This is a genomic window from Chlamydia sp. (genome assembly GCF_017472245.1).
GTDB lineage: Bacteria > Chlamydiota > Chlamydiia > Chlamydiales > Chlamydiaceae > Chlamydia.
This window is the reverse complement of sequence record NZ_JAFUQR010000008.1, coordinates 182,787-207,205: the sequence shown is the minus strand read 5'-3', so window position 1 is coordinate 207,205 and position 24,419 is coordinate 182,787. Positions and strand designations below refer to the sequence as shown.

Here is a 24,419-nt window from a genome sequence, read left to right as displayed (position 1 = left end):
TTTCTATTTTTAACAATAAAACAACGGCTTTTATAGAAATTAAATAATAATTATCTCAGGAGAGACTGGCCGATTTGTTAAATTTAAATTTTCCTTGTCACCAATCACAAGTGTATCTTCAATACGAATCCCTCCTATACCAGGGAAATATACTCCTGGCTCTATGGTCACAGCCATATTCACCTGCAGATTTGCCTCCGAAGAAGGAGATAAACGAGGATATTCATGAACTTCTCTACCCACTCCATGGCCTAAACCATGAATAAAAGCTTTCTCTATTCCATACTCTCGCAACACACGCACAGCCTGCTCATGAACATCTCGGCAGGGCACTCCTTCCCGACAAAACTCTAGAGCTACGCGTTGCGCCTCCGCAACAGCAACATACCCATCTAGTATCTGCTGTTCCGGTGCTCCTCCAAAAGCTACAGTACGCGTCATGTCTGAGCAATATCCTTCGTAACAAACACCGATATCGATCAGAACAACATCTCCTTTTTTCAAAGCCCTATTCGTAGGGATAGCATGCGGGAAAGCCGCATTCTCTCCGAATGCTATAATGGGGGGGAAGGAAACCTTTTCAATACCAAGATTAGCCCAAAAAACATGGAGCAGACGCACAACCTCTCTTTCTGTGATCCCAGGACACAACGCAGTTAATATAAAATCATACCCAGCAGAACCAATTTCGGCAGCTCGTAACATCTTTTGAATCTCATCAGGACCTTTCAGACAACGAAGCTTCTCTGCAACTAAGCTCCGAGGTGAAAAATTATACCCGCTACTTATGCGATCTTGCGCTATTCTATAAGGGGTATATTCCCCATCAAACCCTATAGTTTTTAGCCCTTTATCTTCGACATATGTAAACAGTTCTTGATCCACACTTTTAGAACAAAAAACAAGTGCAACACCTTGCACATGAGCATAAAGATCACGGTCTAAAGGAGAGATAAAAAAAACCGCTTCATCACGAGAAACCAATAAGGTCCCGGATCGGGCCTGGTCTCGAAGAAAATAACTAATATCCTCATCTTTCTCTATTAAGAAAGCATCCAAGGCATAATCTGCCAAAAAGTGCTGTAACCGAGTAATCGGATCCTGGTTCATTCCCCTCTCCTACATGAAATCGTCATCCAAAACTAACCGACGTATCGTCTCTCCGTCAAACGCTTTTTCAGGTTTCCCCATTTGCCACAGTAGATCTAGCCAAGAATAATCGAAGGTACGCACATTTCTAGATAGCACTAACTTTTGAACAGTATTTTTAACAAGCTGTTCAAAAGACTCTATCACCTGAAAAGCTCCTTCCTGAGCTAAAGCAACAAGCCAATCCTTTAATTCATCTTCTTGAATAAAAGCGGGAGCACTTTCTACAGCAAAACTATCTGGGCTAATTCGACACAGATCTATCCCTATCGCAGCAAAATCCTCTAGGCGCGTCTGTAAAAAATCAGCTTCTAGCTTAGTCACTTGTATAGATGGCGGAAGAAGAAAGGTTTGACAAACGAATCGCGTATCAGCACGTTCTACCATTAGGGAAGAGTAAAACAAATGCTTACGCGCAGCCTGTACAAATATAGCGTGAACACCTTCTGAATCTTCTACTAATAGTATCTTTCCCAAAGAAGCAAGGAATCGTACTTTCTCTTTAACAGGGCAAGAAACTTGCTCTTGTTTGTTATGAGAACATTCTAATAGCGCGGTTTGTTGGGGATCTTGTTCTTGAAACACAGGAGAAGAAAGTAAAGTCGAAACACGTTCCGGCTCAAAAAGAGGCTCCTTAATATTCCAGCTTTCAACGGTTGAAGACTTTCTGGGTTCACTTGTCTCTAAAGCTGGAGAGCGGTGTAATAAGGTTTCGGAAATAGCTTCTACGAGAAGAGCTCCTATTTTCCCTTCCTGTAATAAACGCACTTCTGTTTTTTGCGGATGCACATTAAAATCACACCACTGGGAGGGCACAAAGAGCTTCAATACAAATACTGGGTACCGCTGTGCTGGAAGCATCCAAGAATAGGCTTCTGCTATCTTCTTAGATATAGAAGAAGATTCCACAGCACGATTGTTGATAAATAACCTTTGTCCCTGTCTAGTAGAGCGATGTATATTGGGAGCTCCTAAAAATCCTATTAACTGCAATTCATTCTTCCGCTTGTCAACAAAAAATGCCTCTTTGACAAAAGCTTCCCCCATTACCAAAGCTACGCGTTCAGTAAAACCCTGTTTCTTGGCAACACTTAATTCTTGCCGTCGTTCACTAATCCATGTCCATCCAATATTATCTGTGGAAAGGATGCTGTTCTCTAGTAATCGCCGAATCGCTAATCGATCCATTTGCAAAGATTTTTGAAAAGATTGCCGCACGGGAACGTTGTAGAAAAGAGAGTGGACCGAGATAGTAGTCCCCGGTTGTCGAGGGCAAGTTTCACAAGAAATCGGCTCTCCTTTTTCCACTAAAGTTTTCGATCCTAGCCCAGAGGATCGTGCCGTATGAATCTCCATTTTGGAGATAGAAGCTATTGCAGGTAAGGCTTCTCCTCGAAATCCAAAACTTGATAGAGAGAAGATATCTGTAAACTGGGAGATTTTTGATGTTGCGTGACGCTGAATAGCTACAGGCACCTCCTCCTGATCCATCCCCGCGCCATTATCCCGAACAATAATCTGTCCTCTTCCGCCTCCTAGTGTTTCTATACTGATTTCATCTGCTCCAGCATCTAACGCATTCTCTATCAACTCTTTAACAACAGAGGCGGCATTTTCTATAACCTCACCAGCCGCTATCTGGTTCACGGTCGCGCTATCTAATAACCGAATCCGAGAAGGTGGTAATGACACAAGGAATCTCCATTCTAGAAACGTTACTTAAAAGGAAATAATAAGAGTGGGGTCTGTGCCTTACGCACAGGAAGCAAAGGTACCTTCTGAACAAAAAAATTGCAAGATAGCAACCTCCCCCTCTTCCAAAAACTAACTTAAGTAAAAAGAATTAGTTACATTTATTTCTGTAATAAAGATTAAAATCATTTTTTATGAATTAAGTTGTTAAATCAATTCAATAAAACTTATTATTGTTAGTAAGAAATATTGTTTTTATTTTTTTAGGAATTATCGCGATGAGTACCCCATCTTCTAATAATTCTAAAAAACCTTCAGCCTCTTTTAATAAAAAGTCGCGCAGCCGTTTGGCCGAAATTGCGGCTCAAAAAAAAGCAAAAGCTGAAGATCTTGAGCAAAAGTATCCTGTTCCTACGGAAGAGGAAACAAAAAAAGTCTTGATGGAGATTTTGCAAGGGTTAAGTGACGGATTAACTCTTCAGCAGATCCTAGGTCTTTCTGACGTACTTCTTGAGGAAATCTATACAGTAGCCTACACCTTCTACTCTCAAGGGAAATATCAAGAAGCTATCGGACTGTTTCAAATTTTAACAGCTTCTAAACCTCAATGTTACAAGTATATTCTGGGATTAAGCTCTTGCTATCATCAATTGAAGATGTATAACGAGGCAGCTTTTGGCTTCTTCCTTGCTTTTGATGCTCAACCAGAAAACCCTATCCCCCCCTACTATATCGCGGATAGTTTAATGAAATTGGATCAGCCTGAAGAGTCCCAGGACTTCCTAGATATCACTATTGATATGTGTAAGAACAAACCAGAATACAAAGTTCTTAAAGAGCGCTGCAACATTATGAAGCAATCTTTAGACGCTATGTTGAAAAAGATGAAAAACACACCAACGGACTCTGAATCCAAAACAACGTCTAAAAGTGCGAAAACAAAAAAAACTCCTTCTAATAAGAAAAAAGGAAAGTAAAGAAGAAGGGCCGAAATATGAGCAAAAAACATAAGGCACATCAAACACGAGCTTCTTCTCAGCCTCAAGTAGAACCTGCGAACATTTCAAAAAAAGAATCCCAAGCCTTGCAGGAATTGCAAGAAGTCATGGTTTCTTTCTCACAGGATCTACCTTTGGCACAGATGTTTGCAGGAATGCAGGATGAAAAACAATTGGCAAAGATGATGGCAGCTTTAAGCGGGATATTAGATTCTTTGCCAATAGAAACGCTTACACAAGGCCTTCTTAATAATCCTAAAGAGGAAGAGCTGCTTTCCAAAGAGATTTCTAACATATTCTCAGGCCTAAAACATCTAACGGAAACAGTAAATAAACATGTTGCTGATGAGAAATAAATTTCTCGTCTTATGAAAAGTTTTTAGAGAGGTCATATGTCCCTTTCATCTTCTTCATCTTCTGACAGCAGCAATCTGAAAAGCATTGTGTCTCAGGTAATTACCTCGACTCCACAAGGTGTTCCCAATGCAGATAAGCTAACAGATAATCAGGTTAAGCAAGTTCAGCATACTCGCCAAAACCGCGACGACTTGAGTATGGAAAGCGACGTAGCCGTTGCAGGAACTGCAGGGAAGGATAGAGCCTCCTCTGTTTCCCAAATGGAAGGGCAAGAGGCGATAGAGCAACAGGGCTTAGCCGCAGGTAAAGAGGCCTCTTCTTTCAGTACAGCGTCTTTATCCTTTAGCTCTACCAGTGGAGCATCCTCTCAAAAGCAGATAGAAGAGGCGAACAAATCTTTAGAACTTTCTTCTTTAAGTTCTTTAGCGTCTACAGATGCAGCTCAACTGCAAGAAATTCAAAATATTGTAGCATCTGCAACAAGCGCCACTGGTAAGCTTTCTCTCACAAATCTAGATACTCCTGGACTACCTAAACCTTCGACGACTCCTCGTCAAGAAGTTATGGAAGTCAGCTTAGCTTTGGCAAAAGCAATTACAGCTCTTGGAGAATCTACACAAGCAGCTTTAGAAAATTTCCAAAGTACGCAATCCCAATCCACTACTATGAATAAAATGTCCCTGGAATCTCAGGGACTTAAAATTGACAAAGAACGCGAAGAATTCAAAAAATTACAAGAGATCCAGAATAAGTCTAATACCAACGCTACGATGGACACAGTCAATAAAGTCATGATTGGGGTCACTGTAGCCATTACTGTGGTTTCGGTTGTAGCAGCATTATTTACTTGCGGTCTTGGCTTAATTGGAACGGCTGCAGCAGGAGCAGCTGCGGCAGCTACGGGAGCAGCTGCGGGAGCAACAGCAGCAGCAACAACAGCGACCTCCGTGGCAACAACAGTAGCTACCCAGGTTACGATGCAAGCAGTGATGCAAGCAGTTAAACAAGCTATTATCCAAGGAGTCAAGCAGGCTATTGTCCAAGCTATTAAAGCAGGGATTAAGCAAGGAATCAAACAAGCTATCAAGCAAGCTATTAAAGCCGCTGTTAAAACTCTTGCTAAAAACATCAGTAAAATCTTCAGTACTGGGAAAAATGCTATTAGCAAGTCTTTCCCCAAATTATCTAAAGTCATCAACACTCTCGGAAGTAAATGGGTGACTATGGGGGTTGGAGCACTTACTGCTGTACCGCAACTTGTTTCAGGGATTAACAGCATTCAGTTATCTGACATGCAAAAAGACCTGGCACAGATCCAAAAAGAAGTCGGAGCACTTACTGCGCAATCTGAAATGATGAAAGCGTTCACATTATTCTGGCAGCAAGCAAGTAAGATTGCTGCTAAACAAACAGAAAGCCCTAGCGAAACACAGCAACAAGCAGCCAAAACAGGAGCTCAAATAGCAAAAGCCTTGTCTGCAATAAGTGGCGCCTTAGCCGCTGCAGCTTAATATTAACCTTTTGATGGAGATCGCGTGTTATGACAACAGGAGTACGTGGAGATAATACCCCAGATCCCTCATTGTTAGCTCAGCTAACCCAAAATGCTAACTCAGCGTCTGCTGCCTCGACAGGGAAAAATGGGCAAGTCAATCAAGCAGCTCAAGAAGATGTTCAAGCAAGTTTTGAAGACTTGATACAAGAATCCCAAGGGTCTGGAAAAAGCAAAAAAACTAGCACTAGTCAAACATCAAAAAACGAGAAAACACAAAAGACTAGCGGATCAACAACGACATCGTCTGTTGCCCAAGCTACCCAAACAGCTACTGCACAAGCTATTCGTGGTGCCAGAAGTTCTGGGTTCAATGATGACGGCTCTCCTTCTCTCCCCTCTCCTTCTGGTGGTGGACAGGTTAATGGGGTCGTTTTGAGAAAAGGAATGGGAACATTAGCGCTCATGGGTCTAATCATGACTTTGTTAGCCCAAGCAAGTGCTAAATCCTGGTCCTCTTCTTTCCAACAACAAAACCAAGCAATCCAAAACCAAGTGGCAATGGCACCAGAAATTGGGAATGCTATTCGTACGCAAGCAAACCACCAAGCACAAGCTACAGAATTACAAGCTAAGCAAAGTTTGATCTCCGGGATTACTAATATTGTTGGATTTGCCGTTTCAGTAGGAGGAGGAATCCTATCCGCATCAAAAAGTCTGGGGGGATTAAAATCTGCTGCCTTCACTAACGAAACAGCAACGGCCGCAAGCTCTGCGGCTAGCTCTGCATCAAAAGTGGCAGCCAATACTCTTGATGACGTTGCTAATATAGCCTCTACAGCTGGGACTAAAGCTGCAGCAGGAGCTTCATCTGCGGCTTCATCTGCAGCAACAAAACTCACACAAGGTATGGCAGAAAGTGCTTCGAAGACAGTCTCACAGACCGCAGGAAAAGCTACGGGAGGTTTATTCGGACAAGCCTTAAATACACCAAACTGGTCTGAAAAAATCTCTCGCGGAATGAACGTGGTAAAAACCCAAGGAGGCCGTGCAGCAGCGTTTGCAGGACGAGCTCTTTCTTCAGCTATGAGCATTTCTCAAATGGTACACGGCTTAACAGCTGGTATTGACGGAATCACAGGAGGAATCATTGGAGCACAGGTAGCTCAAGAGCAAAGAATGGCAGGTATGGCTGAGGCCCGTGCAGAAGAATTGAAATCTCTAAACTCCGTTCAAGCACAATATGCATCTCAAGCACAGCAGCTCCAAGAACAATCGCAACAAAGCTTCAACTCTGCTCTCCAAACTTTACAAAGTATCGCAGATTCTCAGCTACAAACAACAGGAGCCATGTTCAACTAATCCTAATTTTTCTTTTTGATTTTTTCTTTGCACAAAAAAACCGTAAAGCCTCTACTTTACGGTTTTTTTGTTACTAGGAACGCTCCGAAGTAAGGACGTATCCCTGGCGGAATTCTTCATGATAGATGAGCCGGCATCCTAATATCATAAACCCTACAGCAAGTAACAGACCCGGTGGAAAGTGCTCTCCAAGAAGCAGCCAACCAAAGAAACTTGCGAACAGCGGCATGACTAAATTACAAAATGACAAGAAAGTAGAAGAGAAGGAGCGCAATAGTCTGGCAAACAGGTTATAGCAAATCAGATTTGAAAAGATCACTAAAGCTCCTATTGCCTGCACAAATAGTAAAGGCTTTTCCACAGGGAAAGGATCCCAAACTTCAGTAATCCTAGAGTGAGTTAACGATAACACACCGGCGACAACCATAGCGTATGCATTAATCATCGTAATAGGTAAAGACTCACATCCTCGTCCTAATTTCCGAAGCAACGTCCAACCATAAGAAGAAAGACACGTGGCGGCGATTAATAGGAGTTCTGGAAGGCCTAACTGCCACCCCCATTTAGACAAATCTGCCTCACCACCTCCGAAAAATAAATACACCAAATAACTAACTAGACCTAAACTCAGCCCCCCTAACTTTTTCCAAGTAACGATTTCTCGGAGTTGAATATAAGAACAAAATGCTGCAGTAAAAGGGGAAAACCCATAAATAAAACAAGCTTTGGATGAAGAAAGTCCCTGTAGTCCTATAAATTCTAAAACATTTGTTAGATAAAACCCGACTACAGATAGTAACATAATAGGCATGATCGCCTGACGCGGTAAACGTAGATTCTCTCGTTTAACTAGCAAAATCCCAAATAAAACTATCCCTGCTAACAACATCCGACTCCCCGTAACAAATAAGGGAGCTGCGGCCTCCATTGCAAACTTACTTAGGGCAAATGAAGAAGACCAAATAAAAGCATTAAAAAAAATTAAGAAAATCGCCATCTTACAAAAGGATCTAACTCACAGGTTCGCGATACGAGCAACCGCACCACTATAGACCGGGATATACCGATCTGCGATCGGCTCTATGAAGAAACTTATCGCTAATAAAAACGCAAGAGATCCATTGTAAGCGATCTATTCAAAAAAACCCAGTTTGAAAAATTTTTTCTAAAAATTCTATTGTCCTTAGCTTTGCCATCATTATCCTGCATAAAACCCTTTTGCTTAGTTTTCCAAAACGCTACAATAGCTACACTTCGTGAAAGAAGAAATGCTTTCTCGGAAACCTAAAGTCAATTTTTTATTTTATGGAGAAGGAATGATCCAGGTAACTTGTAATCAAGAAGCTTTCGAATTACCAGAAGGCGCCTCGGCAATGGATCTTGCAAACCAGATGAAACATTCTCATGGTCTTGCAGGAGCTCTTATTAACGGTCAAGAAAAGGATCTTTCCACCATCTTAACGAATGGAGATACCATTCTCTTTTTATCTTGGGACGATCCTAAAGGACGTGAGATCTTTCTACATACTTCAGCACACATTCTAGCTCAAGCGGTCTTACGATTATGGCCTTCTGCACAGCCAACTATTGGGCCTGTTATTGACCAGGGGTTCTATTACGATTTTGCGAATCTTTCCATCAGTGAAGAAGACTTTCCTGCTATAGAAGCCATGGCTAAACGGATCGCAGAGGAAAACCTCTCGATTACACGTAGAGTATTCGCAGATAAGGAAGCGGCTCTTTCTTATTTTCCTCAAAATCCATTTAAGACAGAGCTAATTGTTGAGCTTCCCGAAGAAGCAATTATTTCTGCTTACGAGCAGGGAGAATTTTTAGACTTGTGTCGTGGTCCTCACCTTCCATCAACAGCACCTGTTAAAGCTTTTAAACTTCTACGTACTTCTGCTGCCTATTGGAAAGGAGATCCTTCTAAAGAGTCTCTTGTTCGAATATATGGAATCGCATTCCCTACAGCCAAAGAGCTGAAGGAACATCTTCACCAATTAGAAGAGGCTAGAAAACGCGATCACCGTGTGCTCGGGACTAAGTTAGATCTCTTCTCTCAACAACCTTATTCTGCTGGAATGCCCTTTTTCCATCCTAGAGGAATGGTCGTTTGGAATGCTTTGGTGAATTACTGGAAACGGCTCCATCAACTTGCTGGCTACCAACAAATCCAAACTCCTCAGCTTATGAACAAAGAGTTATGGGAAATTTCCGGCCACTGGGAAAACTACAAAGAAAACATGTATACCCTCAAGGTTGATGAAGAAGATTATGCCATTAAACCGATGAACTGCCCAGGATGCATGCTGTATTACAAAACACAACTGCATAGCTACCGAGAATTTCCTCTACGTATTGCAGAAATTGGTCATGTGCATAGACACGAACTCTCCGGAGCGCTGTCAGGTCTTATGCGAGTACGTACGTTCCATCAGGACGATGCCCATGTATTCTTAACTCCCGAACAGGTTGAAGAAGAAACTTTGAACATCCTTAGCTTAGTTTCTGAGTTATATGGGACTTTCGGATTGAAATATCACTTGGAATTGTCCACTCGGCCAGAACAAGGAACTATCGGAAGTGATGAACTTTGGGAGCTTGCTACGGAAGCATTGAAGCGTGCTCTGGTTAAATCAGAAACACCGTTTATTATCAGCCCAGGGGAAGGAGCCTTTTACGGACCTAAAATTGATATCCATGTAAAAGATGCTATTAACAGAACTTGGCAATGTGGAACTATTCAACTAGACATGTTCCTTCCAGAACGGTTCGATCTAAAATATACCAATCCTCAAGGAGAAAAAAGAACTCCAATTATGCTCCATCGAGCATTATTTGGCTCCATTGAGAGATTTTTAGGCATTTTAATCGAACATTTCAAAGGACGGTTCCCCTTGTGGCTGAGTCCAGAACATGTCCGGATTATCACTGTCGCAGATCGCCATGAAGCGTATGCCCAAGAATTGGCAAAACATTTCAACCGGCTTGGAATTATCATTTCCGTCGATTCATCGAGTGAATCTGTGAGCAAAAAAATTCGGAATGCTCAAAACATGCAGGTGAACTACATGATCACTATTGGTGATAAAGAATTAGAAACGCGTTTATTAGCAGTTCGTACACGAGATAATCGTGTATTGAACGACGTTTCTGTCGAGAATTTCACTGAAGCGATTCTCGAAGAGCTTCACTCTCTATCTTTAACACCTTCTTTATAAAAAACCTTGGCTTGTACAGACATAATCTGTACAAGCCATCTATTTTCCTAGATCAACTCCTATCCATTCTTTGCAAACGATCATAGATTTCAAATAGTTGAAATTTATAAGATGTTCGCTGTAGCAAAAAATCCTCAATACGGATAAAACGGACTAGTCTAGAGCTTTGAAGCTAAGCGAAGTTCTACACAGTTTCTATGCGCGCTCTAAAAGAATCCGCATGATGGTTACTACAAAGACCCTTTCCGTTTATAAGAGGATGCTTTCAAATGAGGCTACTCTTTCGGAAAGATACTATACCCAAAATATAGACAACAAGGCATCCGGAGACTTTTCTGATTTTCATTTTTCCGCCTGCCTAATCCGTCCTTACATACGGACAAATCAATATAAGGAATTAAAGCAACTAAAAAGGAGCGAGGATTCCTCCCTATAAGGGCTTCACCTCGTTATGAACATGAAAACAATCGCTGTTAACAGTTTTAAAGGCGGCACAGCAAAAACTTCAACTACTCTCCATTTGGGAGCTGCGCTGGCGCAATATCACAAGGCTCGGGTTCTTCTCATTGATTTTGATGCTCAAGCCAATCTTACAGCTGGATTAGGACTTGATCCTGACTGTTACGATAGCCTTGCTGTTGTGCTACAAGGAGAAAAAAAATAGAAGATGTAATTCGTCCTATAGATTCATCAAGATTAGACCTTATTCCTGCAGATACATGGTTAGAACGAGTTGAAGTATCTGGATCCCTGGCAGCAGATCGCTATTCTCATGAACGCTTAAAAGCAATTCTCTCCACAATAGAACACCGTTATGATTATGTCATCATTGACACTCCGCCTTCTTTATGCTGGCTCACAGAATCTGCTCTGATCGCTGCTCAACATGCTCTCATTTGCGCAACTCCAGAATTTTATAGTGTCAAAGGTCTAGAGAGGCTGGCTACCTTTATTCAAGGAATTTCCTCTCGCCATCCGCTCAATATTTTGGGTGTCACACTATCTTTTTGGAACTACAGAGGAAAAAATAACGCTGCTTTTACAGAGCTGATTCAAAAAACTTTCCCTGGAAAGCTTCTCAATACACGCATACGTAGAGACATTACAATCTCAGAGGCTGCAATCCATGGAAAACCGGTCTTCTCAACCGCCCCCTCCGCACGAGCCTCAGAGGATTATCTAAAATTAACTGAAGAACTGTTATTTTTGTTAAGGGATATGTAACGCTATGGGAAACATTAAAACCCTTTTAGAAAATCGCTTTAAAAAACCCGCTCCCGATAAAATGGAGTCTCTCGCTAAAAAGCGATTAGAGGGAGAACTCTCTCCTTTCCTGAATGGGTTTACAAATCCTAAACTTTCCTCTCAAGAAGAAGCTCAATTCCGACAACTATTAGAAGATTATTCTTTTTCCAAAGAAGTTGCGAATAGTGATGTGCACCAATTGTGTTATTTATCTGCACAAGTCAAACAGATTCACCACCAAGCAGTATTACTCCATGGCGAACGCATCAAAAAAGTCCGTGAATTATTAAAACCTTATCGAGAGGGAGCTTTCTCCGCATGGTTAATGCTAACTTACGGAAATCGACAAACTCCCTACAATTTCCTTGTTTATTATGAGCTTTTCTCTGTTCTTCCTGATACCTTGAAACTCTTATTAGAAAAAATGCCTAGGCAGGCAGCCTATACCTTAGCTTCCCGAGAGGGCTCTCAAGAAAAAAAAGAAGCAATTATCCGTAATTACCAAGGAGAACCTAAGGCAGAACTCCTGGAAATGATCCGTAAAGAGTTTCCCCTACTGCCCACAGATCGACGCCAATCGTCTCTTGTTCAACAAGCTGCATCTTTTTTTGCAAAAGGAACCAAACTATTGCAGCAATGTACCGATCTTTCAGAAGCAGAACTCTTCATCTTGGAAAAATTGATTAAAAAGTTCCAAAAAGTTACAACTAACCTTCTTTCTCATACTAAGGTGTCCCGTAATGACGACGAAACCAAAACCTCTAGAAATTGATAACAACACGTTCCTGCTATTGGAAGGAAATTTAAAAAGAATTTTTGCAACTCCCATTGGATATACGACCTTTAGAGAATTTCAGAACGTAGTGTTTAACTGTGCACAAGGACAGCAAGAACTCGCTAATTTCCTATTTGAAATGTTAATCAATGGAAAACTTTTACAAGAGTTGCCTGCAGGGCAGAAACAATCTGCTCAAAGTCTTATCGTACAATTCATGATGTTGATTCGTGTAGCTAAAGATATCCACGAACGAGGGGAATTTATTAACTTCATTACCTCAGATATGCTTGCTCAACAAGAACGTTGTGTATTCTTGAATCGCTTATCTCGGGTTGATGGTCAGGAATTCTTGCTCATGACCGATGTGCAAAATACCTGTCATCTCATTCGCCATTTACTATCACGTTTACTTGAGGCTCAAAAAAATCCTATTGGAGAAAAAAATCTCCGGGAAATTCAAGAAGATATAGATTCTCTACGCGCTCATTTTGAAGAATTGACGAAATCTATGTAATCGACTAGCCTTCCTAACAACTATTTCCCTGAAAATAGTTAAATCGCCTCTGATGCAGACGGCCTTAGATAAAGCCAAGTCTTTAGGGGCATGTTTTTCATAACTATCAATAACTGATTCGAATCAGCAAATAAGAATTAAAGAAAATGCAAGGAGCGAGGTTTCTTTCCAGGGTTGGGTTCCGCCTCGTTAGTCAGCAATGAATAAAAAACGAGTTCTTACTGGAGATCGTCCTACTGGGAAACTCCATTTGGGACATTGGATTGGATCTATAGTTAATCGTCTCCAATTACAAAACGATCCTCTCTACGAATGTTTCTTCATTATCGCAGATCTTCATACGCTAACAACCAAAACGCGAAAAGAAGAAGTTCTTCATGTCGATAATCATATTTATGATGTCCTTGCTGATTGGCTCAGCGTAGGTATCAATCCTGATCAATCAGCGATCTACTTACAATCAGCAATACCTGAGATTTATGAATTGAATCTAATTTTTTCTATGCTGACCCCACTGAATCACATCATGGGTATTCCAAGTATTAAAGAAATGGCTCGCAACGCTTCTTTAAACGAGGAAAGTTTATCACATGGGCTTGTAGGCTACCCTGTATTGCAAAGCGCAGATATTTTGCTCGCTAAAGCTCAGCTTGTTCCTGTAGGGAAAGATAACGAGGCCCATGTAGAATTGACACGAGACATAGCAAAAACTTTCAATCGACTCTATGGGCCAGTATTTTCGGAACCCGATATCTTACAAGGAGAATTGACCTCTCTGGTAGGAACGAACGGACAAGGGAAAATGAGCAAATCGGCGAATAACGCCATTTATCTCTCGGATGATGCGAAGACTGTACAGGAAAAAATACGGAAGATGTACACAGATCCTAACCGAGTTCATGCAACAACTCCAGGAAGAGTGGAGGGGAACCCTTTATTTATTTATCATGACCTTTTTAATCCTCATAAAGAAGAAGTCGAGGAATTTAAGGCCCGTTATCGTCAGGGGTGCATTAAGGACGTGGAAATCAAAGCTCGCTTAGCAGAAGAAATTAACCTCTTCTTGAATCCTTTTCGAGAAAAACGTAGCGAGCTTGTTGCTCAACCTAAGCTTCTTGAAGAAGCCTTACAAAAGGGTACAGAAAAGATGCGGTTAGTGGCTAAAGAGACAATGGAAGAAGTCCATCATTGTTTAGGATTAAGTCACAAATGGCGGTCTATTCTAGCCTCCTCTAAATAATTGTAACACTATTGTCTAAAGAAGGGAGTTCTAAACCATGTCGTTTGTATTACAAGCTCCCTTCTCTCCTTGCGGAGATCAACCGGAAGCGATTCGTAAGCTCTCCGAAGGCGTTTTACATGGCATCCCTTCACAGGTTCTTCTGGGAACAACTGGCTCGGGGAAAACATTCACCATGGCGAATGTTATTGCAAATATCAATGTCCCCACGTTAGTACTTGCTCATAATAAGACTCTTGCTGCACAACTTTATCAAGAATTTAAAGCATTTTTCCCTAAAAATGCAGTCGAATACTTTATCTCCTATTACGACTATTATCAGCCCGAAGCCTATATAGCTCGGAGCGATACCTATATTGAAAAAAGCCTTCTTATCAATGATGAGATTGACAAACTTCGCCTGTCGGCTACACGCTCAATCCTAGAACGTCGGGACACTCTCATCGTTTCTTCTATCTCATGTATTTATGGTATTGGATCTCCAGATAACTATTCCTCTATGGCTCTCACGTTAAAAGTCGGGGAAGAATACCCACGCTCCCAGCTTTCTTCCCAACTCGTACGCATGCACTACCAAGCTTCGTCTACCCCCCAGCGAAGTGCTTTTCGTGAACGCGGTAGCGTTATAGATATTTTCCCTGCTTATGAAAGCGACCTTGCTATACGCCTAGAGTTCACCAATGATACGCTTGTTTCTGTGGAATACACAGATCCTTTAACTATGATCCCTTCTCATACCACTTCTTCTGTGACCCTTTACCCAGGTTCTCACTACGTCACTCCTGAAGCTGTTCGGGAACAAGCTATTCGCACAATCCGAGAAGAACTTGAACAACGTATGCTTTTTTTTGAAGGACGTCCTATAGAACAAGAGCGACTCTTTCAACGCACTACACATGATATAGAAATGATCAGAGAAATCGGATTCTGTAAAGGTATAGAAAATTACTCACGGCACTTCACAGGATCTGCTCCTGGAGAACCCCCAACCTGTCTCCTTGACTATTTCCCTGAGGATTTTCTTTTAATCATTGATGAATCCCATCAGACTCTTCCACAGTTGCGAGCTATGTACCGAGGAGACCAGTCTCGTAAACAATCTCTTGTTGAATATGGATTTCGTCTCCCCTCAGCTTTCGATAATAGACCTCTTACCTATGAAGAAGCCCGTCGATATTTTCACCGTGTAATTTATGTATCTGCAACCCCAGGCGACCTAGAAATCCGAGAAAGCCAAGGACACATTGTTGAACAGATCATCCGCCCAACAGGAATTCCTGATCCGCTACCAGAAATTCGCCCGGCTACAGGACAAATTGATGACCTTTTAGAAGAAATTCGTCTGAGACTCCATAAGGATAAAGAAAAAATCCTCGTCATTTCTGTAACCAAAAAATTGGCTGAAGACATTGCTGCTTTCCTAGCAGAACTCGGAATCGCTGCGGCCTATCTCCACTCAGGCATCGAAACAGCAGAAAGAACGCAAATTCTTACTGATTTACGATTGGGCGCCATCGATGTCCTCATTGGAGTAAACCTTTTACGAGAAGGGATTGATTTGCCTGAAGTTTCTTTAGTAGCCATTTTAGATGCTGATAAAGAAGGATTTTTACGTAGCAGCGCCTCTCTGATTCAGTTTTGTGGGAGAGCTGCACGGAATATTCACGGAAAGGTCATTTTCTATGCCGACCGAATCACTCCCTCCATGGATCATATGCTCAAAGAAACGGAGCGTCGTAGACAAATACAGTTAGACTACAACAAAAAAAATAATATTACTCCTAAACCTATTATTAAACCAATACTCGCAAACCCTATTACCAAAGAAGGCTCGCAAGAACAACCCTTACTAAATCAATTTTCCCCTGAAGAGCTTGAAACTTCGATAAAAAAATACGAGGAAGCAATGTACAAAGCCGCAGAAGCTTTTCAGTTTGATGAAGCTGCGAAATATCGCGATCTCATGAATGCTGCAAAAAAACAGCTTCTTTTTCATGAAGGCGAAGAACACCCTTCACATTGAAAATGGGTATCCCAGAATTTAATCTCTAGATATGATCCTTTTCTTCCCGTTAACGCATCAGGATCTCTACCCCAGGAAACAGATACAGCGCACTAACAGCTTTGATTAACTATTCTAGAAGAGGATTTTGTTATGTTTGATGTCGTCATCTCTGATATAGAAGCTAGAGAAATTTTAGACTCTCGAGGATATCCTACATTATGCGTTAAAGTAATCACTAATACTGGGATTTTTGGAGAGGCTAGCGTCCCTTCTGGAGCATCTACAGGAATGAAAGAAGCTTTAGAGCTTCGCGATCAAGATCCTAAACGTTATCAAGGGAAAGGAGTTTTACAAGCTATTTCTAATGTCAAAAACGTTCTCTTACCTGCCTTACAAGGATTCAGTATATTTGATCAGATGACAGCGGATGCTATCATGATCGATGCTGACGGTACTTCTAATAAGGAAAAATTAGGAGCTAATGCCATCCTTGGCGTCTCTTTAGCATTAGCAAAAGCCGCTGCTAATACTTTAGAAAGACCTCTTTATCGATACTTAGGAGGATCCTTCTCTCACGTCCTCCCATGCCCTATGATGAACCTAATTAATGGTGGCATGCATGCAACCAATGGACTCCAATTTCAAGAGTTTATGATTCGTCCTATCAGTGCACCTTCTCTCACAGAAGCTGTAAGAATGGGTGCAGAAGTCTTTCATACTTTGAAAAAAATTTTACAAAATCGCCAATTAGCGACTGGTGTTGGTGATGAAGGAGGCTTTGCTCCCCAATTATCCTCAAATTCTGAAGCTCTTGATCTCCTATTAAAAGCAATCGAACAAGCAGGATTTATTCCGGGTGAAGATATCTCACTCGCTCTCGATTGCGCAGCTTCATCTTTCTATAATACTCAAGATAAAACATATGATGGAAAATCTTCCGCAGATCAAGTAGCAATACTCGCTGAGTTATGCGATCGCTATCCTATAGATTCTATTGAAGATGGCCTCGCCGAAGAAGATTTCGAAGGTTGGAAACTTTTGTCTGAAACCTTAGGAGATCGTATCCAACTAGTTGGAGATGACTTGTTTGTAACCAATTCTGTTTTGATTACTGAAGGGATTGCTCAAGGATTAGCTAATGCTGTCCTTATTAAACCAAACCAAATAGGAACTCTTACGGAGACAGCTGAAGCGATCCGTTTAGCAACTTCACAAGGATACGCCACAATCCTCTCTCATAGATCAGGAGAAACAGAAGACACCACAATAGCCGATCTTGCTGTAGCCTTTAATACGGGACAAATCAAAACGGGATCTCTTTCTCGTTCAGAGCGCATAGCTAAGTATAATCGTCTGATTGCTATCGAAGAAGAAATCGGTGCTGAAGGAGTATTCCAAGACTCTAATCCTTTTTCTAAAATATAGCCATTATCAAAACAAAGAGAGTTGAGAAGGGATTTATGAAAAACCCCTTCTCCTCTTTGCTTGTAGATTTTTCTCTAGAAGAGTATGTAGAACCTCAAGACTCTATTCATTCCTTTAGGAGAAAAGTAGAGAAAAGCGGCTTCTATTCACCACAAGAACAGATATTCCATGATCTCTTTCACACGAACTATAGGATTTCGTCTGTGGCTCATCTGCGTAGCCGCTATCATGTTTCCATTAGGCATCAACATTTTCCAACTAAATCTCCAGCAGTACAAAAAAACACTGGCCTCTACGACCTCAGATTTGCGCGAAAATGCTCTATTTAAAGCTCATACACTACAACAAATTATTCCTCTAAATGTAGATATTTTATCTCTTTTTTCCGAGATTTTCGATTTAGATCGGGGAGTTCCTTCTGAACCCGACATTACTCTCAGCAGGGAAATGGAGAAAATTTTTCGCTCTACTTACAAAGAGATCTCTCTTGTAAAAAAAGAGCCTGATGGAAATTTCATTGTTGTGGCCTCTAGTCAACCTCAACAACTTGGGAAAAACTATAATCAAGAAATTTTTCTGTCTGATTCGCAACCTTTTTTAGCTACCTTAAGACATTCTGGAACCAATTCTCAAGTCTTGTCTGTCTTACAAATCAATATTTTCGATATTAGTTCCCAAGAAGTATTGGGTGTTCTCTATACTCTTTCAGATACGGAATACTTACTAGAAGGAGTATTAGCTGCAAAAGATCCTCTTTCTATCAAAACAGCTATCCTTTCTAAAAACGGTATTATTCTCCAAGCAACGGATGCTTCATTGAAGCTAGTATCGATACACAAAAAGGTCTCTAAAGAACAATTCTGTGATGTGTTTCTCCGAGAAGACCTCTGCCCTCCTCATCTTTTATTAAAACCTTCCTTAAATCTCTCTCCTTTACCTTACGGTGAAGGTTTTGTCTCTTTCTACATCAAGAACAAAGAAATGTGGGGCTATATCCATACTCTACCAGACACAGATTTTCGCATCTTAACGTATGAAGAAAAATCCCTGATTTTTACTTCTTTATGGCGTCGGGCTTTATTGTATTTTGCATATTTTTGTTGTGTACTTTTAGGAAGCATTACGGCCTTTTTAGTGGCAAAACGGTTATCTAAACCCATCCGAAAATTAGCCACAGCTATGATCGAGACTCGTCGTAATCATCATCATCCTTATGAACCAGATTCTCTAGGTTTTGAAATAAATCGCCTGGGAGAAATTTTTAATTCGATGGTGCAAAACCTCTCTAAGCAGCAATCTTTAGCTGAAAAAAATTATGAGATGAAACAACACGCACAAAATATCTTACGCTTAGGAGAAGAGGCTCAGCAACGCTTACTGCCTAACCAACTTCCTCATTACCTAACAACAGAAATAGCAAAAGCCTACATTCCAGCTATCACTGTAGGAGGAGATTTCTTTGATGTCTTTGTTATTGGAGAAGGAGAACAAGCGAAACTATTCTTGATAGTTGCTGACGCGTCTGGAAAAGGCGTTAATGCCTGCGCCTATTCTCTTTTCCTTAAAAATATGCTCCGTACTTTCTTAAGCGAACTCTCTTCTATTCAAGAAGCTGTTCAACAAACATCCTCATTATTCTTCAAACAAACTGCAACCTCTGGAATGTTTGTTACGCTATGTATCTATTGTTATTGTTACGCAACACGACAACTAGAATATTATTCATGCGGACATAATCCTGCGTGTTTAAGAGCTCCCAACGGAGAGGTCTCTTTTCTTACCCATCCAGGTATGGCATTAGGATTCTTACCGGATGTCCCTTCTCATCCCGTTTACACTCTCTCTCTTGAAGAAGAATCTCTCCTTGTCCTTTATACAGATGGTGTTACCGAAGCAAGTAACAAATATGGAGAAATGTTTGGAGAGGAACGCTTAAAATCATTGATTGCTTCTCTTCCTCAACAAAGTGCTGAAGAAGCCATACAATCTATCGTACGATCGATTAAATCTTTTGTGAAAGATTACCAACAACATGATGATATTACGCTACTTATTTTAAAAATTACTAAGAGCGCTCCTCTTCGCGAATCCTTATAGATATTTTCTTCTATTCTTCTTTATTGTGCCGATAGGAATCCTCTTTGAAAATGAAAGTGCAGTGCGCAGCATGAGACAAACTTTTACTAAAAGAATCCTTTTTTTCCTTTTTCTTGTAATTCCAGCCCCTCTTCTTTTAAATCTCGTTGTCCTCTCTTTTTTTTCATTTGCAGCAGTTAAAACAACGGTCATTCAGGACCTTCACACGAAGACAATGAATGTAAACTTAGAACTAGAAAAAAAAATCGCTATCCAAACTATTTTTCTTAAACGACTAGCAGAAACATTAGCCTTAAAAAGGCTAACAACAACCAATGATTTTTTCACAGAAGCATATAGTGAAATGGTAGCTCTTGGCGATTCTGATCTATCGCTCTGTCTTCTCTCTTCTGCTAATGATAGCATCCGCACAAAAAATCCTAGAGATCCCTTCGTACGTTACATAAAAACGCATCCAGAAATACGTAACCAACTTGTCCAAAATCCAAAAAAAGTTTCTCTAGTTTCCATCTCAGAAGACGTGGGCTCAGAAGAACACTATCTCGTATTTGCAGAGCCACTCCCTATATACGAAGACCCCTCTCTAACAGGTTGGGTAATTGCTTTCTATTCTATGCAAAAGCTAAGAAACTATCTTTTTCAGAATAACTCGTCTCATCATAATCTTTTATATTGCTACTTAAACAAAAATGGCCAATTACTTTTTTCAGATTCAGACTCTTTGCAACAAGGAGCTTTTTCCCTTTCTTTAGCAGGATACCCTTCTCTATCTTCTCCGCTACCTTCGCATGCTTTAGAAGCATCTCCTAAATTCTTTAAAGCTAAAGAACTTTTACAAGTTTCGTTAGAAGGGAAAACGTTTTTAGCCTATCTATCGTCATGGCAACCCATTCCCAATACGTATTCCCTCGCGCTTATCCCATTATCGACTTGTATTACACAAGCACTGCGACTTCCTATTAATGTTATCTTTTTTTATACCCTGGCCTTTTCTTTGATGGGGTGGGTGCTCTCCAGCACCAGCAAACGGTTAAATAGACCCTTACAAGAACTGACTGTAAGTATGGAATCAGTTTGGAAAGGAAACCATAACGTACGTTATGAGCCACAGCCTTATGGCTACGAAATCAATGAGCTCGGTAATATTTTTAACTGCACGTTACTTCTTCTTCTCAATGTCAAAGAAAAAGCAGATGTAGAATACATTTCTGGAAACGTGTTACAAAAAGAGCTTGCTCTACTGTCCTCTTTGCAAGACACTCTTCTATGTCAACGCTCTAATGAGCTTCCTGGAGGAACGTTTTCTTTACATTATTTAAAAGGAGCTCAACAAGCCGGTCTCTTTTATGGTTGGATACCTTCTTTGAACAAGGATAGTCTTTTCGGAGTCATTGGAATCGCTGGCGATATTGGACTGCCCTCGTATCTTTATGCGCTTTCTGCTCGTAGTTTATTTCTTACGTATGCAAGTTTAGGCTATTCATTGGCCTCTATCTGTGACAAAACAATACGAACATTTGATGAGACCACGGTAGGAAACGAAGCCTCGGTTTCAATGGTCTTTATTGAATATCAGATTTCGTCAAAATCTTTATCAGTACGCACAGAAGGAACAAATCCTCCGGTATTATTCCTGAAACGCCGAGAACAACTTCTTTCTATAGCAGAAACACAAGTCATTGAATCTGGAGACATTCTTGTCTGCCTTACTGGTGGACCACATATCACTCATTATTTACAAACTCTTCCTGTAGAAGCTTTACTTAAAGATCCTCTTGCACCATTAAATTCTGAGAACTTTGCAGAGACTTTAACAGCTATGCTTAAGAATAAAAATCAAACACAGATCGATGGAGCTGTAGGCTTTTTCTCGTTTATCTAACCTTTGAGATCGATAAAATATCTTCATTACTAAAAAAAGCCCTTCGGCAAGCCACTAAGATACCCAGGGGGTGGAGCCATGCCATAATCGATGGGATTAGGATAGAGAACCCAAGGCTTGCGAACGCCAAACCACCGCTCTTTATTTTCTGAAGGCTGTCCAGCCAACCCTAAATAATTGAAATCCCATAAATCTATCTCCTGCGTTCCCGGATGCAAAATAAAACCGAAATATCGATAAGCCCAATTTGTATCTCCAAAAAGAAGTGGTGCAGGATAAGCAAAACCATGATATCGCATAGCAGCAATTAGGCGCATAGAGAGATCTTCTTCATGATAAGCTCGTTGATAACCAGCCATTAATAAGCCTTTATAAAGATGTCTAAGATCTGTAGAGGACAATAAAGAATGTTTTTCGACATTGTCTTCTAATAATGAAGCAAAACGCTCATAAGAAATTCGAGAAGAAACACCTAAATAAGAAGAAAGGTCCTGAATAATTTCTGGTAAACGCTGCTCAGAGATATAAGGAGCTTCCTGAACGAGCTGAGAGGCCACATACCTTTGTAAAGTAACTAAGACGTTCTCATCATTGAAATGTGCTTGGAAAAAGCGCACACTTTTCGCATATAGCTCCGGTATAGATAAGGATAAATCATCACAAAAATAAACAAAATCTTGCACTAGCTCTTGTAAATAATAACGAGAGCAAAAACGTGTGATAAATGCATAAATCGCTGCTTTATCAAAAATAGTGTGCTTTAAAAAAGCTTGATGTTTGGAGACCCATACGTCTCGCAACCAAGTATAGCTGTACCAATCATTAGTCCAAGCATCTTTAAATAGAGGAGCTCCCGCTGTTACCGAAAAGACATGAGAAGGCGCTGCTGCTAATAAAGCATGCTCTCCATCTTCTAAATAATCCTTCACAGCTTCAGGAAGATCTTTCAATGCGTCAGCGAAAAATGCTGCTAATTCATGAGGATCCGCAGGCATTTTTTCCAGCTTAGATAAAGGTTGCGGATTCTCAAAATAATCTCCTATTAAGGTCGTTATTGTTCCTCCAGAAACATAAACCCAGGGAGTATGGGTAACTTGATCTAGATGCTGAAGAATCTCCTCAGGAATAAGGCAATTATAAGCCTTAAGAATCCGTTCCATCGCAGCTTTTTGAAAACGAGGCTCATGTAAAGCAGACACCATTCGATGCAAAAGAATAGAAATTTCCTTTTCTAAACCGCTCGCATTATGCTTGGCTAAAAGGTCCCCTTCCGTAGAGGTAAAAAACTCCGTCAATGCACGAACAAAATCCTCGATAGAGTAGATAGGCTCCCAGGTATTCGGATGGCTTCTCCCGTAAGTAAATAGTATACGAAAACCTGCAGGAACATCCTCATAATGACCTGAAAACTCCCGAATAAAAGCATCATACACACTTCGAAAATAAGTCGGCATCTCCCTCAAATAGAAAGATGATAAAAAATCTGGAAGCGTAACCATTTTTTTTAATTTTTCTTGCGCAGCATTCCAATCTTGCAAAGCCTGATTGAGCTCCTGACGAAAACGCATATGATCCATAGCTAAAATCTGGCTATCTTGCTTGTTAATTGGGTTACGCATCCGACTTTCCACATATTCCAACTGCGCTTTTGCTTCTTGATAAGTTTGTTCACACTTACCAACAAAAGCTTGCGTTGTAGCCACTTCCTCAGCTAAAAAGTTCCGAATAATCTCCCGTAATCCATATTCATCTTCACTATTCCATCCTAAAGCGATCTGTAAATGTTTTGTGGTCGTCGCCTGACTAACATCAGCTAATGTAGCTAAAGTATATTCCCAGGATTTTAACAATACGTTTTGTGTATCACGAATAAATCCCCATTTTGCCTGCTCATAAGCTTGCAAATAGTTGAGTACCTGTTGACTACTCGCAGAAAGTAATACCTCACTAGAAGAAAGTCCCCAATCTTTACTACGTAATCCCTCTTCTAGAACTACCGATTGTACAACAGAAGGAGACACCTGATAATAATGCAATAAACTTCCCTGAATCACATCATGAGGTGTTATCGTCCCGTGAATATCTTGAACTTTTTGATAGATATATTCATTGGCGAGTAATTCCTGCACTTCCTTAGCAATATCTCCTGTCGTTGGAAATACTCCTGAAACCGCAAAAGCTGCTTGAATATCTGGAGCCGCAGCAAGAGTAGCTACAGGGTTGGGATACAAATCCATCACACGAATTGGCTTAAATAAATCCCCTATGCAAAGAAGAAGATTGATTGGCACAGTAATCTCTCGATCACCAACAATACGAGAAATTTTTCCAGAAGATAATAAATCTTCGAGATCCCGAATAAACAACAACGGATATTCTCGATGAACAAGAATCGCTAATGCGGTAGCAAAACACGATCCCACATCTTGTCGTAAATAAGTGAACAAAGAAACTAAGACGGATTCGCGCACATGCCGAACGGTTATAGTTTCATTCATCGGAAGAGCTAACGTATTGCGAATCAAGTCCTGAACTCGAGCATAAGAAGGTACAAAAAAACGCCGGAAGCGATTCTTAATTTCTTGATTATCACGCAAAAATTCCAGCATTTTTAATATATGCTCTCGAGCCGGTCCTTCTTCTTGACGATGAGGCCCTAAGGGATATAAGTATTTCGTTAATAGTTGAATACTTTCAACGATCTTGTCTGCTTCAAAATCTCCCTGATCATTTAAGATATAGCTCGCTAATTTCCTAGCAATGGATAGATTTTTTTTTACTAAAGAAGTTCGTTTATACTGAGCAAAACCTTGAGGCTCTTCGCAACACAAGATATCTTCTAAGAGAGAAGAATTTTCTTTTTTACCCAAGGAATCAAATACGAAAGTGTCCAAGCGAGACATGACTAAGAAACAGTTTTTTCTCTCCCTTTACCATGGAACAAAATTGCGATGCAATC

The 24,419-nt window shown here is 40.7% G+C and carries 17 protein-coding genes and 1 pseudogene; 13 read left to right on the top strand and 5 right to left on the bottom strand.

Translation table 11 applies throughout. From position 1 onward, the window contains the following. Positions 1–39: 39 nt before the first annotated feature. Together IJ490_RS03950 and mutL are read right to left on the bottom strand one after the other, a co-directional pair. Positions 40–1,110, bottom strand: a complete 1,071-nt coding sequence (locus IJ490_RS03950; RefSeq protein WP_291894425.1) for an aminopeptidase P family protein — start codon at positions 1,108–1,110, stop codon at positions 40–42. A gap of 9 nt (positions 1,111–1,119) precedes the next feature. After that, positions 1,120–2,841, bottom strand: a complete 1,722-nt coding sequence (gene mutL / locus IJ490_RS03945) for a DNA mismatch repair endonuclease MutL (protein WP_291894422.1) — start codon at positions 2,839–2,841, stop codon at positions 1,120–1,122. Positions 2,842–3,119: 278 nt separating this feature from the next. Here mutL and IJ490_RS03940 point away from each other — a divergent pair, with 278 nt between their 5' ends. From IJ490_RS03940 to sctE, 4 genes are read left to right on the top strand one after another with little or no spacing between them, the layout of a single operon-like run. Further along, the gene (locus IJ490_RS03940) at positions 3,120–3,818 is read left to right on the top strand and encodes a SycD/LcrH family type III secretion system chaperone (RefSeq protein WP_291894418.1); all 699 of its coding nucleotides are present in this window, start codon (positions 3,120–3,122) and stop codon (positions 3,816–3,818) included. Positions 3,819–3,835: 17 nt separating this feature from the next. Further along, positions 3,836–4,195 (top strand): hypothetical protein, encoded by a 360-nt coding sequence (locus IJ490_RS03935; protein WP_291894415.1) that lies wholly within the window; start codon positions 3,836–3,838, stop codon positions 4,193–4,195. A 36-nt stretch (positions 4,196–4,231) separates the two neighbouring features. Next, positions 4,232–5,707, top strand: coding sequence for a secretion system protein (locus IJ490_RS03930; RefSeq protein ID WP_291894412.1), 1,476 nt, complete (start codon positions 4,232–4,234; stop codon positions 5,705–5,707). A 29-nt stretch (positions 5,708–5,736) separates the two neighbouring features. Next, positions 5,737–7,050, top strand: a complete 1,314-nt coding sequence (gene sctE / locus IJ490_RS03925; protein ID WP_291894409.1) for a type III secretion system translocon subunit SctE — start codon at positions 5,737–5,739, stop codon at positions 7,048–7,050. A 73-nt stretch (positions 7,051–7,123) separates the two neighbouring features. On the opposite strand, the gene IJ490_RS03920 is transcribed toward sctE, so the two are convergent. Next, the gene (locus IJ490_RS03920; protein ID WP_291894406.1) at positions 7,124–8,047 is read right to left on the bottom strand and encodes an S-adenosylmethionine/S-adenosylhomocysteine transporter; all 924 of its coding nucleotides are present in this window, start codon (positions 8,045–8,047) and stop codon (positions 7,124–7,126) included. A gap of 319 nt (positions 8,048–8,366) precedes the next feature. On the opposite strand from IJ490_RS03920, the gene thrS reads away from it, so the two are divergent. The 8 genes and pseudogenes from thrS (at position 8,367) to IJ490_RS03880 (ending at position 19,578) form a co-directional block, all read left to right on the top strand. Beyond that, the gene (thrS, locus tag IJ490_RS03915) at positions 8,367–10,274 is read left to right on the top strand and encodes a threonine--tRNA ligase (protein ID WP_291894717.1); all 1,908 of its coding nucleotides are present in this window, start codon (positions 8,367–8,369) and stop codon (positions 10,272–10,274) included. A gap of 457 nt (positions 10,275–10,731) precedes the next feature. Further along, a pseudogene (locus IJ490_RS03910) lies at positions 10,732–11,498 on the top strand (ParA family protein). 4 nt (positions 11,499–11,502) lie between these two features. Continuing rightward, on the top strand, positions 11,503–12,291 hold the full coding sequence (locus IJ490_RS03905; protein ID WP_291894403.1) for a pGP6-D family virulence protein: 789 nt from the start codon (positions 11,503–11,505) through the stop codon (positions 12,289–12,291). Beyond that, positions 12,260–12,811: a CT584/Cpn0803 family type III secretion system protein gene (locus IJ490_RS03900; RefSeq protein WP_291894400.1), complete on the top strand. Its 552-nt coding sequence runs from the start codon at positions 12,260–12,262 to the stop codon at positions 12,809–12,811. Before IJ490_RS03905 ends, IJ490_RS03900 begins: the two co-directional genes overlap by 32 nt. A gap of 199 nt (positions 12,812–13,010) precedes the next feature. Then, positions 13,011–14,051, top strand: coding sequence for a tryptophan--tRNA ligase (gene trpS / locus IJ490_RS03895; RefSeq protein ID WP_291894397.1), 1,041 nt, complete (start codon positions 13,011–13,013; stop codon positions 14,049–14,051). Positions 14,052–14,088: 37 nt separating this feature from the next. Beyond that, positions 14,089–16,074: an excinuclease ABC subunit UvrB gene (gene uvrB, locus IJ490_RS03890; RefSeq protein ID WP_291894394.1), complete on the top strand. Its 1,986-nt coding sequence runs from the start codon at positions 14,089–14,091 to the stop codon at positions 16,072–16,074. Between the two features lie 132 nt (positions 16,075–16,206). Further along, positions 16,207–17,481 (top strand): phosphopyruvate hydratase, encoded by a 1,275-nt coding sequence (eno, locus tag IJ490_RS03885; RefSeq protein WP_291894391.1) that lies wholly within the window; start codon positions 16,207–16,209, stop codon positions 17,479–17,481. Between the two features lie 168 nt (positions 17,482–17,649). Then, on the top strand, positions 17,650–19,578 hold the full coding sequence (locus tag IJ490_RS03880; protein ID WP_291894389.1) for a SpoIIE family protein phosphatase: 1,929 nt from the start codon (positions 17,650–17,652) through the stop codon (positions 19,576–19,578). On the opposite strand, the gene IJ490_RS03875 is transcribed toward IJ490_RS03880, so the two are convergent. Further along, positions 19,573–19,770 carry a hypothetical protein gene (locus tag IJ490_RS03875; RefSeq protein WP_291894386.1) on the bottom strand — a complete coding sequence of 66 codons (198 nt, stop codon included), beginning with the start codon at positions 19,768–19,770 and terminating at the stop codon, positions 19,573–19,575. The genes IJ490_RS03880 and IJ490_RS03875 overlap by 6 nt on opposite strands. Positions 19,771–19,792: 22 nt before the next feature. On the opposite strand from IJ490_RS03875, the gene IJ490_RS03870 reads away from it, so the two are divergent. Further along, positions 19,793–21,460, top strand: coding sequence for a PP2C family serine/threonine-protein phosphatase (locus tag IJ490_RS03870; RefSeq protein WP_291894383.1), 1,668 nt, complete (start codon positions 19,793–19,795; stop codon positions 21,458–21,460). A gap of 29 nt (positions 21,461–21,489) precedes the next feature. On the opposite strand, the gene IJ490_RS03865 is transcribed toward IJ490_RS03870, so the two are convergent. After that, the gene (locus IJ490_RS03865) at positions 21,490–24,363 is read right to left on the bottom strand and encodes a hypothetical protein (RefSeq protein WP_291894380.1); all 2,874 of its coding nucleotides are present in this window, start codon (positions 24,361–24,363) and stop codon (positions 21,490–21,492) included. Between the last annotated feature and the right edge of the window lie 56 nt (positions 24,364–24,419).